The organism is Flavobacterium crassostreae, assembly GCF_001831475.1.
Lineage (GTDB): Bacteria > Bacteroidota > Bacteroidia > Flavobacteriales > Flavobacteriaceae > Flavobacterium > Flavobacterium crassostreae.
Window position 1 is genome coordinate 1,655,073 of sequence record NZ_CP017688.1, and the last position, 12,071, is coordinate 1,667,143.

Sequence of the window (12,071 nt, forward strand, 5' to 3'; positions counted from 1 at the left end):
CCTTTTTTAGCTTCAAAACGAACTAAAACAACAACCGAACCGACAACCGTAAAATAAAAAACCCTGTAAGTGCTTAGTTTACAGGGTTTTACTTTGAAAAGTGGCGGAGAAAGAGGGATTCGAACCCCCGGACCTGTTACAGTCAACAGTTTTCAAGACTGCCGCATTCGACCGCTCTGCCATTTCTCCAATAAAGTGCTTTCCGTGTTGGATTGCGAGTGCAAATATAAGATGCTTTTTTGGATTATTAGCTGTTATTTTACAAAAAAAATAAAGTAAATTTAATGTTTTTGTAAAGATCTCATATTCTTTTATTTAGCAGTCGCAAAAAACAGCGTCAGACTATTTAGTAAGGTACATATTCCGTTATCTCTAAGCCGTATCCTATCATTCCTACTCGTTTTTCTTGTTGGGTGTTGGATACCAATCGGATTTTAGAAATAGCAATATCGTGTAAGATTTGTGCCCCAATACCAAAATCTTTGCTGTCTATTTTTATTTTTGGAGCCTTAATTTCTCCTTCTAATTGCAATTTTTTTAATTCCGAAATTCTATTTAATAGATTTACAGATTGCATGTCTTGGTTAATAAAAATAACTGCCCCTTTGCCGTGTTCGTTAATTACTTTAAACATGGCATCCAATTGTTGGTCTGCGTTGTTGGTTAAGGTGCCCAGTAGGTCATTATTGACCTGAGAGGAGTGAATTCTAGTCAAAACTGGCTCTCCTAAATCCCAATTTCCTTTGGTTAGTGCAATATGTACTTGCTTGTTTGTGGTTTGCTCATAGGCTCTTAAACGAAAATTGCCAAAACGGGTTTGGATATCAAAATCTTCTTTTTTGACAATCAAACTATCGTGTTGCATTCGGTATGCTACAAGCGCTTCTATAGAAACTAATTTTAGATCAAATTTTTTGGCTACTTCAAGCAGTTGTGGCAAGCGCGCCATAGAGCCATCTTCGTTCATGATCTCTACTATAACTCCTGCAGATTTAAACCCAGCAAGTCTAGCAAAGTCAATTGCAGCTTCGGTGTGTCCGGTTCGTCTTAAAACCCCACCTTGTTTTGCGATTAACGGAAAGATGTGTCCAGGTCTGGCTAAATCATGTGGTTTGGTATCTGTGTTTACTAGCGCTAAGATGGTTTTGGCTCGATCTGATGCAGAGATTCCTGTGGTTACACCGTTTCCTCTTAGGTCTACCGATACCGTGAAGGCAGTTTCCATAGGATCCGTGTTGTTGCTAACCATTACATGCAAACCTAATTCTTTGCATCTGCTTTCGGTTAGAGGAGCGCAGATCAATCCGCGTCCGTGAGTAGCCATAAAGTTTACCATCTCCGGGGTTACCATTTCGGCGGCAGCCAGAAAATCGCCTTCGTTTTCTCGGTCTTCATCATCCACTACAATTATAATCTTTCCTTGACGAATGTCTTCTATTGCTTCATCAATGGTGTTTAATTCTATTTTATCTGTGAGCATGTTAGGCTTGTTTTTTTTGGGGAAATAATTTTTTAAATAATTTTTGAACTGGAGCAAGTATGGCATCCATGTTTATCAAACCAATATCATTAGTAGCTCTGTAGGTTAACAAAATAGCTAATGGTGTCAGAATAAAAGAAGACATCCAGGCTCCTAAAAATGGGGTCATTCCGTTTTCTTGGGCTATTCTTTTGCCAAAAGTATTTATAAAGTGAAAGCTAATAAAAATCAATACCGCAAATATTATAGGAAGTCCTAGTCCTCCCTTGCGGATTATTGCACCCAATGGGGCACCTATAAAAAACATCATAAAACAAGCGTATGCAATTACAAATTTATCATAAAAGGCAAGCAAGTGGTTGTTAATGTTTTTTTGTTTGTTTGCAAGATCTACTTTGGTAGCCTCTATAGAATAGTTGGTGCTGGTTAAATAGCTACTTGCGTTTTTTAAAATATTGGATTGTTGATCCAGAGAATATAAAGATAAAATATCCTCAGGCACGGATTTGTATTTGCCTAAAGTATCTTGTAGGTATATGGGTTGGGTATTGGGTATTCCGGTTCTTAAGTGAATGTTTTCGGCATACGAAACCACTTCGGTCTTAAAACTCTTGTTCAAAGAATCTATGGTATAACGCAGCTCCTGAACATCCAACATCGTATTGGTGTTGGTCACGTTATTTTCGTCTACGTTGGTCGGATTTAGATGGGATAAATCGATGTTTAGAGTGTATTTTTGGAAGGCGCTTTTAGCAAAAGGCATTTTTTGACGGTCTTCGTATTTTTCGGGAACAATATCCTCGTAATAATTACCATTATTTAATACCAATTGCAGGATGCTGGATTTTTCGCTACTAATTAATTCTCCATCAACGGCCTTAATAACTATTTTGCTTCCGTCTCCAGTATTGGATTTTTTGTGTATCGTAATTCCGGTCAAAAAATTGCCGTTTTCGCCAGATTTTTTGTCTACTTTGATGTTATAAAAACCAACCTCACTAAATTGTCCTTCGGCTATGGCCAAAGCGGGTTTTACTTGTGCAATGTTTTTTCTAAAGTTGGTAAACTTAAATTCTGCATACGGAATGACATTATTGGCAAAAATAAAGGCCAAAAAACTAATTATTACAATAGCAACAGTAAGGGTTCGTAAGGCTCTTTGGAGAGAAATTCCCGAAGATTTCATGGCTGCAAATTCGTAATTTTCGGCAAGGTTACCAAAAGTCATTATAGAAGCCAGCAGGATAGATAGTGGGAGTACCAACGGAATTATTCGGGGCATCGAGAACATCAAGAATTTTATAATTAATACAAAATCCAAATCTTTGCCAGCCAACTCTGCTATAAATAGCCAAATGGTTTGCAGTATGAATATAAAAAACAAGATTACAAATACCGTAGCAAATGTAATCAAGAATGTTTTTAGTAAATATTTGTCAAGAATTTTCACCTAGTGATTTAATCTAATTTATTGATGTAGTAATTTGGGTATTTACTCTGCGCAAAGATAAATTGATTTTTTGACAATGGTTGGTTCGTTTTAAAAGAATTAACGGTTAATGTTGTCTTTGTGCCTTTTTTGCCCATTTCTATCAAATTATAAATGTGTTTTGTTTGTACATCAATACCCAATAAAATTTCTTTTCGTTGGTCTCTTGGGTTGGTTGGAATTAGTTTGATGTATTGGATTTTTCTACCTCTCACATCCTGAAGAATATCCATATAATATTTATAGCCACTATTAAAAAAAGTTAGCATCTTGGATGGTGTAATAGCGTTGTCGTCGTTTTCATTTACGCTGGATATGGTGATTTCTTCGTCTTCAGGAATAATGGTATAGTTTTTTTTGCCATCAAATATTTTGGTAATTCCCATAAAATTCAAAACATATTGGTTGCCCTTTAGGGTTACGTTTCCTTTGCTGTCTTGATTGATGTTTTCTTTGGCATTGTTCAAGGAGTATTTAAAATCAATTACAATATTGTTATAACTTTTAACTTTTGAAGTCACTTGATCTAAAAGCGCTTTTGCCTTTTTGTCTTGTGCTTGTACCGAAAAGCTAAAAAGAATAATAAATGCAATTTGAATTAATTTTTTCATGTTGTTAATTGTTTTGTTCGTTGTTAAAAAATTGATCTAAAGCACTTAAATCTAGAATGTTTACCGATCGGGCCTTACTGCCTTCAAAGGGGCCTACAATTCCGGCTGCTTCTAATTGGTCAATTAATCTACCAGCTCTATTGTAGCCCAATTTTAGTTTTCGTTGTAGCAGCGAGGCAGAGCCTTGTTGTGCATTTACAATAACTTCGGCAGCTTCTCTAAATAAAGTGTCTCTTTCGGATATAGCTACATCAAGATTGATGCCACTTTCTTCTCCAACAAACTCAGGAAGCAAATAAGCAGTAGCATAGGCTTTTTGGGAGCCAATAAAATCGGTTATTTTTTCGACCTCTGGAGTGTCTATAAACGCACATTGCACCCGCACCACATCGTTACCATTGGTGTACAACAAATCCCCACGACCAATTAATTGATCTGCTCCCTGGGTGTCCAAAATTGTTCTAGAGTCAATTTTAGAGGTTACTCTAAAGGCAATTCTTGCAGGAAAATTGGCTTTTATTAAACCTGTAATAACATTTACCGATGGTCTTTGTGTGGCAATAATTAAGTGAATTCCTATGGCACGAGCAAGCTGGGCAAGTCTAGCAATAGGTATTTCGACCTCTTTGCCGGCGGTCATAATTAGATCGGCAAACTCATCGACCACCAATATAATATATGGCAAAAAACGGTGGCCATTTTCGGGGTTGAGTTTTCGGGCCTTAAACTTGTCGTTGTATTCTTTGATGTTCCGGACCATGGCATCTTTTAGCAAAGAATAACGGTTGTCCATCTCCACACAAAGTGAATTTAGAGTGTTGACTACTTTTGCATTATCGGTAATGATAGCATCTTCTGTATCGGGCAATTTGGCTAGATAATGCCTTTCAATTTTATTGAATAGCGTGAGTTCTACTTTTTTGGGATCTACCAAAACAAACTTTACCTCAGCGGGGTGTTTTTTGTATAACAAGGAGGTGAGTACCGCATTTAATCCTACTGATTTTCCTTGTCCGGTAGCTCCCGCCATCAGTAAATGGGGCATTTTGGCAAGATCGACAACAAAGGTTTCATTCGAAATTGTTTTTCCTAATGCAATAGGCAATTCCATTTCGGCTTCTTGAAATTTAGCAGAACCGATAACACTTTTCATAGAAACCATGGTAGGATTTTTATTAGGAACCTCAATACCAATGGTTCCTTTTCCAGGAATAGGGGCAATGATACGGATCCCTAATGCCGAAAGGGACAGGGCAATATCGTCTTCTAAATTTTTAATTTTAGAAATACGTATTCCGGCCTCTGGAACAATTTCGTATAAAGTTACCGAGGGGCCTACGGTGGCTTTTATTTGTGCAATTTCAATTTTATAATTGCGCAGGGTGTCTACAATTTTATTTTTGTTTTCTTCTAATTCTGCTTGGTTGATTGTAATACCTCCGGTGGAGTATTCTTTCAATAAATCGATGGTGGGATATTTGTAATTGGATAAATCCAGAGTGGGGTCAAATAATCCAAAATCAGAAACTAATCTGGAGGCCAAATTTTCTTCCATGATTACTTCTTCGGCAGCAGTTTCAATTACAAAATCGTCTTGTTTCTCTTCTGTTTCTTTGTATGGAGCAGCTATGGGCTTGGTTGTGGCACTTAAATTAATCTCTGAAGAGCTAGAAATGGTAGGTTTTAAAGCGTCTTTATTAATTTCAAATTGCGCCTTGGTTGGGCTTGGAGCGGGGTTTTCGGGTAGTTCCTCTGCTTCTGAGGTGGCAAATTCTTCTAGATTGTACGCATTTTCTTTTGCAGTAGCGGTGGTGTTGGCATTTAGATCGGTTTGGATTTCTTTTTTAGTATTTTCAAAAAAGGCCTGAATTTTCTCTGGAGTTATTTTCATTTTAAAAATAACATAGATCAGTAATCCAAAAAGAAGCAACAATAGGGTGCCGGTTTTGCCAATGTAATCTTGCAAAAACAGATTCATTTCGTAGCCTACAACGCCTCCTAGTTCTGGCAAAGAAGTAGCAAAAAAACCAAATAGAATAGATACGATAAGCAGTACAAATAGATCCCAAAACCAGATTGATTTTAGTTTTTTTATAGACAAATCTACCAACAGGTAAATTCCGCTAAGCAAGAATAATCGCACAAAAATAAAAGAAGCAAGCCCAAATCCTTGGTAAACTAGCAAATCTGCCAAAAATGCACCTACTTTTCCGGACCAATTGTAAACCGTTTCGGAGCGGTCTGTTAGTGTATTTACGGCACTTTGATCTTCGTGGCCGTAGATATAAAAAGAGATAAATGCTGCTAATAAAACTACAGCAAATAATACAAACAAACAGCCCAAAATAAATTGGTGCTGTTTGGTAAATTGCCATTGGTTAGCCTCTTTGGGTTTGGAATTTTTTTTGTTCTCCAAAGGTGCGGATCGTTTTTTTTGTGCCATTCTGGTACGTACTTTTGTCTAGGTTATTTTTGGCAGGTAGATTATTAAACCAATGATTATTGCTGTAATTGCTGCAAAGAATACTGCTCCTGCGGCAATGTCTTTTATAAAACCAATCCTTTTATGGTAGTTTGGATGAATAAAATCTGCTGTTTTTTCGATGGCAGTATTAACTCCTTCAATACTCATTACAAGGCCTATTGCTAGGGTCTGAAAAAGCCATTCTGTGGTAGTTATTTCAAAATAAAACCCAGCAATTGCCATGAGTATTCCTAAAGAAAATTGTACCATCACACTGTGTTCTGTAGTGATTAGTTTTACCGCTCCTTTAAAGGCATAGGTAACGCTTTTTAGCCTTCCTGTAAAAAAGGTATTGTCTTTTTGAAATTCCATTAATTAAAAATTAGAGTACCGCCAAGGCTGCTTCATAATTAGGTTCGTCTGCTATTTCACTAACTTGTTCGGTATGCAAAATGGTACCGTTTGCATCGGTAACAATAAGTACTCTAGAGTGCAAACCAGCTAAAGGACCATCTAGAATCTCTAGGCCATTGTTTTTTCCGAACGCGCCGGTATTGAAATCCGATAGATTGATGACGTTTTCTAAACCTTCTGCACCACAAAAACGTTTTTGAGCAAAAGGCAAATCTCTCGAGATACACAATACTGCAGTTTGGTCTAATTTTGCTGCCGTTTCGTTAAATTTTCTAACAGAAGCCGCACAGGTTCCGGTATCTACACTTGGAAAAATATTTAAAATTAAATTTTTGCCAGCAAATGTGCTTAACGATGCTACAGATAAATCGTTTTGAATTAGTTCAAAATCAGTAAGTTTTGTGCCTACTTTAGGTAATTCGCCGGTGGTGTTTATTGGATTTCCTCCTAATGTAATTGCTGCCATTTTTGTTGTTTTTTGTTAGATTTCAAAAGTATGAAATTTATTTAAGATTTGGGATTTAACCGTGTGTTTTAAATCTAATTTTACTATTTTTTAGAATATAAAAAGGCCCAGAGTTTCCTCCCTAAAAAAAAACGCACCTCTTTAGGAAGTACGTTTTCAATAACCAAGTATACCTCAAGGGCTATTGGTCTATAGAACCCAAAACTCTTTTCATAAAGGTGTTTAGGGCTTCTTTTTTGTCGGTACCATCTTGGATCAATTTTTGTACCTCTAGAGCGCCATACATGTTCGAGATGAGTTCTCCTATAACATCTAGTTCGTTATCTTTTAAAGAAGAAACTTCGGTTAATGCCTCCAGTACCTCAATGGTTTCTAGGATATAGTCTGTATCATTTTGTTCAATAAACTGGGTAAGGTGTTTGATTACGGGTAGTTTCATGTTTTGTGTTTATTGGGTTGTTTTTTAGTTTTAATGCGCAATAGCCATTAGAGTAAACCAGTACGCAGTACTAATTATAAAATTTCCTGAACTAAATCTAGCAATACCTCTTGTTTGTTCGTTTGTGTTTGGTTTACCAGTTTTCCGTCTACAAAGGTAGCAAAGGTTGGCAAGTTGCTTACATTGGCTAGTTTTCGGGATTCTGGTGCATTTTCGGCATCTACTAGCACAAAAGTAATGGCTTCGTTCTCGGAGGCTAGTTTTTTAAATTTAGGTTTCATAATTCGGCAATTACCGCACCATGAGGCAGAATATTGCACTACCACTTTGTTGTTTTCTTTAATTAAATCCGCTAGTGTATCTTGGGTTAAATCAATTAACATAAGTATTGTTTTTGGGGTTAAAAAAATAGAGGTTTCTAGTAACAAAGCAGCATAATGCTTTGTTACTAGAACTGGCACCAAAATACGTGCTAGTTTGGGGATCCAACCTCTGTGTTTTAGTAATTAGTTTGCGCTTAGGTACGCTGCAGTACTGTTTCTGTCTGCACTCATGGCTTCTTTACCAGCTTCCCAGTTTGCAGGACAAACTTCGCCTTTTTCTTGAACATGTGTGTAGGCATCTACCATACGGATGTACTCATTTACGTTACGACCTAATGGCATGTCGTTTACACTTTCGTGAAAAATTTTCCCTGTTTCGTCAATTAAATACGTAGCTCTAAAAGTAACATTAGAACCTTCTACAATCACAGAGTCCGTTTCTTCACTATATTCCATAGAGTCTACATCTAGAATACCTAATATATTAGATAAGTTTCTGTTTGTATCTGCAAGAATTGGATAGGTTACGCCTTCAATACCTCCGTTGTTTTTAGGGGTGTTTAACCAAGCAAAATGCACTTCGTTGGTATCACAAGAGGCACCAATCACCATAGTGTTTCTTTTTTCAAATTCAGGTAATGCAGCTTGAAAAGCATGTAATTCCGTTGGACATACAAAAGTAAAATCTTTTGGGTACCAAAACAAAAGTACTTTTTTGTTGTTTTTTGTAGCTTCTTCAAAAATATTAATTTTCAAATTGTCTCCCATTTCTGAGATAGCATCTACTGCAATACTTGGGAATTTTTTTCCTACTAATGACATAATTTTGTGTTTTAAAGTTATTTTTTTAGACCATGTAAAAGTAGTTAATTCGTGTAGTTTTAAGCCATCAATTTCAATTATATATTTTTATATACCAATAGATTTTTGCTATAGTCTGAAAGAGTAAAGCCATAACTAATGGGTAGTTATGGCTTTATAATAAAAGGATTTTGTAAAGTAGGTTTTGATTATAGTAGTTCTTTGGAAGAAACAAGCTGTTTTATTTTTATCTGAAAGGCAGCAAATAATAGTGTCATAAAAGGGCTCAATAAATTAAAGAAGGCATAAGGCAAATAATCAAATGTTGCCACTCCTAAAGTCCCCGATTGGTAGGCACCACAAGTGTTCCAAGGTATTAAAACCGAGGTTACCGTTCCAGAATCCTCTAGGGTTCTACTCAGGTTCTCTGGTGCCAATCCTTTTTCTTGGTATGCTTTTGCAAACATTTTGCCAGGAACCACAATGGCTAAATATTGATCCGATGCGGTAATGTTTAAAGCCAAACAACTTCCTACCGTTGCCGCAAACAGCCCAAAAGTAGTATGCGCTAGCTTTAATAAGGTTTGGCTAATTCTTGCCAAAGCACCAATGGCATCCATTACTCCGCCAAAAACCATGGCGCAAATAATTAACCAGATAGTGCCAAGCATTTTTTGCATACCTCCAGATGTAAATAAATCTGCAAGGGTTTTGTTGGGCGTAGGGATGGTTATTTGACCAGTAATGGCGTTCATTACGGCTTTGTAACCAGATTCAAAAGATAGCTGCTCTACACCAGCAATTTGATTGAGGATTTCGGGTTGCCAAATAACAGCAAAAGCCGCCGCCAGTAGCGTACCGGCCAATAAGGCAATTAATGGTTCTGTTTTTTGGATTATAAGTCCAATTACCATTGCAGGTACCAGAAATAACCAACCCGATATGGTAAATGTGTTTTCAATATCTCGTAACAAATCTGCAATGTTGATAGCGCCTTTTACATCTACCCAAAGCCCCAAAATAAGAAACAACAACAACGATATAATATAACTTGGAATGGTCGTTAAGGTCATGTATCTAATGTGGGTAAACAAATCTGTGCCAGCCATAGTAGGAGCTAGGTTTGTGGTATCTGACATTGGAGAAAGTTTGTCTCCAAAATAGGCTCCGGAGATTACCGCACCCGCCACCATGCCCAGATCAAAGCCTAGTGCACCACCCACACCTATCAAAGCAATACCTACGGTGGCACTAGTGGTCCAAGAGCTACCAGTTGCAATAGAAATGATAGAGCATATAATTAAGGTTGCAGGCAAAAATATAGCTGGACTTAGTAGTTGTAATCCATAATAAATCATGGCAGGAATAATGCCGCTTACCAGCCAAGTTCCGGCTAAGGCACCCACCATTAATAAAATGAGTATAGATCCTACGGTGGATTTTATATTTTCGGCAACCTCTTCCATCATTTTTTGATAGCTAACCTTATTAAAAAAACCTACTACTATAGCAACAGCAGCTCCTAATAACAAAACAAATTGGTTGCTTCCGCTCAGGGCATCTTCGCCGTACACAGACACATTATACCCCAGCATTACGATAAGTGCCGCCACCGGTATTAAAGCCTCTGTGATAGATAAGTTTTTGTTTTTATTGATCTTTGTATCCATGTGTATTGTTTGAGATGGCAATATAACTAAAAAAGAAGGTACGAGCCTAAAAACTGCTTTCATCCAAAGGCTTTGTAGAGGCTTTTTTTTCAAAAAACAACAAATAATACAAAACACACTATGATTTTAAAACGCTGAATAATAGCATTTTGTGGGTATTCATAAGATTTTTTTATTGGCTATAACAAAAAAAAAGGATTTTGTGCAAAATCCGCATAGTTTAAACAAACAACGATCCAACCACATCTAAATGTACCGGTAATGTTCCAGGACAAAAACGGTTTTCTACCAATTGTATGGCTGCGTTTTCTTGAAAAACAGCAAAATCTTGGTAGACCTGAACAATTCCAGAGGCCAATTGCAAATTAGGGATAACCGCTAAGGCATACGGATTACCAAATACATAAAGCACACATTTTTTGGATTGTAACAACTGGTTCAAGAACGCCAAAACCCCATCCGAAATCCCAAAGTTGTCTAACGGTTTGGCTTTTGGAACAAACAAGGCAACAATAAGTGTATCGTATTGGTGTAGTTGCTCTTTTAAAGAAACAATAACAGAAGGATCTTCATTCTCTATACAAAAACTAGGAGCTTGTAGCGTTGGAGCTATGGTCTCAAAAAAAGAATTGCTACTGGGTTGGTACAAACTCAATTGGGCCAAAGTACCTTTTTGAGCAGCCTCAAGCACTAGGGCAGTATTGGCAGTATCTTTTATTTTGGTAATGGTTTGTTGCGCTATTTTTTGGTTAAGATCTGCGGTGGTTTCAAAATCTAAAGTAGTTTTAATGGCAGTGTTAGGGGCAAATAAACCGGCTTTTTCTTTGCATTTTAACAACCGAGCATAGCTCTCTTCGATGCGTTGTGGAGTAGCATTTTGGAGGATTTCTTGCACCCCTTCGGGTATGTTTTCGGCAAAACACAACACATCATTACCGGCATTAAAAGCCTCCCACTCTAACTGGCCTTTTTTGGCATACAGTTGGGCAACGCTATGCATGTTTAGAGCATCCGAAATCACCAAACCATCAAATTTTAATTGCTTTCGCAAAAGGGTCTCAATAACGGTTTTGGATAGAGTAGCCGAAATATTTTTACCATCATGTAAGGCAGGAACCGCCAGATGGCCAATCATGATAGAATCTACGTTTTGTTCTATTGCCTTTATAAACGGATACCATTCATTGGCTGTTAATTGGTCTAGCGTTTCTTCTAAAACGGGCAAGCCTAAATGCGAATCTACGCTGGTGTTGCCATGACCTGGAAAGTGTTTTAGACATCCTAAAATTCCAACATCCCGCATTCCTCTGAGATACTCTAAGGCAAAGAGGCTTACTTTATGTTTGCTCTCTCCAAACGAACGATAGCCAATAACCGGATTATTAGGGTTGTTGTTAATGTCCGCTAGTGGTGCTAAGTTGTAATGAATTCCGGCGGCTTTTAAATCCAATCCAATTTGTTTGCCTACTTCATAAACCAAACCAGAGTCGCTCTCTGGCAATGCTCCAAGTGTTATGGCATAAGGGTATTGTGGGGTTTTTTCTACCCGCATGGCCAAGCCCCATTCTGCATCAATACTCATCAGTAGTGGTGTTGGGGCGCATTTTTGGTACCGTTGGATTAGTTGTTGTAAACGCTGGTAACTATGGTTGTTTAGGGCTACTTTTTTTTTGGTTTCGTAATTAGTTGCAGCACTGGCTCGACTATGAAAAAAAGTTAAACCTCCTATGTTATGGTCTCGGATTAATTTTTCGGTGGCCTGAATGTTTGCCTCGCTGTCATTGATAAAAACGGCTGGAAAAAAAAATTGTCCTATTTTTTGTTCTAATGTCATGGTTTGGTTTTTTTGTCTTTGGCTGTTTGTTTTTGGAATAGAAAAAAAATTAAATCCAAACCAACCGCTCCGGATGGATA

General features: G+C 37.4%; 11 protein-coding genes and 1 tRNA gene. All 12 read right to left on the reverse strand.

Annotation, left to right across the window (positions count from 1 at the left end; translation table 11 throughout):
* Positions 1-101 precede the first annotated feature (101 nt).
* A tRNA-Ser gene (locus LB076_RS07425) sits at positions 102-189 on the reverse strand.
* 157 nt (positions 190-346) lie between these two features.
* Complete coding sequence (gene ribB, locus LB076_RS07430) at positions 347-1,480, reverse strand: 3,4-dihydroxy-2-butanone-4-phosphate synthase (protein WP_066337087.1); 1,134 nt, start codon at positions 1,478-1,480, stop codon at positions 347-349.
* Between the two features lies 1 nt (position 1,481).
* The gene (locus LB076_RS07435; protein WP_066336897.1) at positions 1,482-2,930 is read right to left on the reverse strand and encodes an LptF/LptG family permease; all 1,449 of its coding nucleotides are present in this window, start codon (positions 2,928-2,930) and stop codon (positions 1,482-1,484) included.
* Between the two features lie 8 nt (positions 2,931-2,938).
* Positions 2,939-3,580: an outer membrane lipoprotein periplasmic chaperone LolA1 gene (lolA1, locus tag LB076_RS07440; protein ID WP_066336900.1), complete on the reverse strand. Its 642-nt coding sequence runs from the start codon at positions 3,578-3,580 to the stop codon at positions 2,939-2,941.
* Positions 3,581-3,584: 4 nt separating this feature from the next.
* Entirely contained in the window at positions 3,585-6,023 is a 2,439-nt protein-coding gene (locus tag LB076_RS07445; RefSeq protein ID WP_066336904.1) for a DNA translocase FtsK, read from the reverse strand.
* 18 nt (positions 6,024-6,041) lie between these two features.
* Complete coding sequence (locus LB076_RS07450; RefSeq protein ID WP_066336906.1) at positions 6,042-6,416, reverse strand: diacylglycerol kinase family protein; 375 nt, start codon at positions 6,414-6,416, stop codon at positions 6,042-6,044.
* 10 nt (positions 6,417-6,426) lie between these two features.
* A complete protein-coding gene (gene tpx, locus LB076_RS07455) occupies positions 6,427-6,924 on the reverse strand; it encodes a thiol peroxidase (RefSeq protein WP_066336908.1) in 498 nt (165 codons plus the stop codon).
* Positions 6,925-7,105: 181 nt separating this feature from the next.
* Positions 7,106-7,363, reverse strand: a complete 258-nt coding sequence (locus tag LB076_RS07460) for a DUF6952 family protein (protein ID WP_066336910.1) — start codon at positions 7,361-7,363, stop codon at positions 7,106-7,108.
* A gap of 74 nt (positions 7,364-7,437) precedes the next feature.
* Positions 7,438-7,746 (reverse strand): thioredoxin family protein, encoded by a 309-nt coding sequence (locus tag LB076_RS07465; RefSeq protein ID WP_066337089.1) that lies wholly within the window; start codon positions 7,744-7,746, stop codon positions 7,438-7,440.
* Positions 7,747-7,869: 123 nt separating this feature from the next.
* Complete coding sequence (locus tag LB076_RS07470; RefSeq protein ID WP_066336912.1) at positions 7,870-8,508, reverse strand: peroxiredoxin; 639 nt, start codon at positions 8,506-8,508, stop codon at positions 7,870-7,872.
* 188 nt (positions 8,509-8,696) lie between these two features.
* A complete protein-coding gene (nhaC, locus tag LB076_RS07475) occupies positions 8,697-10,157 on the reverse strand; it encodes a Na+/H+ antiporter NhaC (protein ID WP_066337091.1) in 1,461 nt (486 codons plus the stop codon).
* A gap of 220 nt (positions 10,158-10,377) precedes the next feature.
* Positions 10,378-11,991 (reverse strand): glycoside hydrolase family 3 protein, encoded by a 1,614-nt coding sequence (locus tag LB076_RS07480; protein ID WP_066336913.1) that lies wholly within the window; start codon positions 11,989-11,991, stop codon positions 10,378-10,380.
* Between the last annotated feature and the right edge of the window lie 80 nt (positions 11,992-12,071).

Bases quoted from the DNA above. Each gene is read 5' to 3' on its own strand.
- ribB (WP_066337087.1), bottom strand. From the start codon at position 1,480: ATGCTCACAGATAAAATAGAATTAAACACCATTGATGAAGCAATAGAA.
- LB076_RS07480 (WP_066336913.1), bottom strand. From the start codon at position 11,991: ATGACATTAGAACAAAAAATAGGACAATTTTTTTTTCCAGCCGTTTTT.
- tpx (WP_066336908.1), bottom strand. From the start codon at position 6,924: ATGGCAGCAATTACATTAGGAGGAAATCCAATAAACACCACCGGCGAA.
- nhaC (WP_066337091.1), bottom strand. From the start codon at position 10,157: ATGGATACAAAGATCAATAAAAACAAAAACTTATCTATCACAGAGGCT.
- LB076_RS07470 (WP_066336912.1), bottom strand. From the start codon at position 8,508: ATGTCATTAGTAGGAAAAAAATTCCCAAGTATTGCAGTAGATGCTATC.
- LB076_RS07445 (WP_066336904.1), bottom strand. From the start codon at position 6,023: ATGGCACAAAAAAAACGATCCGCACCTTTGGAGAACAAAAAAAATTCC.
- lolA1 (WP_066336900.1), bottom strand. From the start codon at position 3,580: ATGAAAAAATTAATTCAAATTGCATTTATTATTCTTTTTAGCTTTTCG.
- LB076_RS07450 (WP_066336906.1), bottom strand. From the start codon at position 6,416: ATGGAATTTCAAAAAGACAATACCTTTTTTACAGGAAGGCTAAAAAGC.
- LB076_RS07460 (WP_066336910.1), bottom strand. From the start codon at position 7,363: ATGAAACTACCCGTAATCAAACACCTTACCCAGTTTATTGAACAAAAT.
- LB076_RS07465 (WP_066337089.1), bottom strand. From the start codon at position 7,746: ATGTTAATTGATTTAACCCAAGATACACTAGCGGATTTAATTAAAGAA.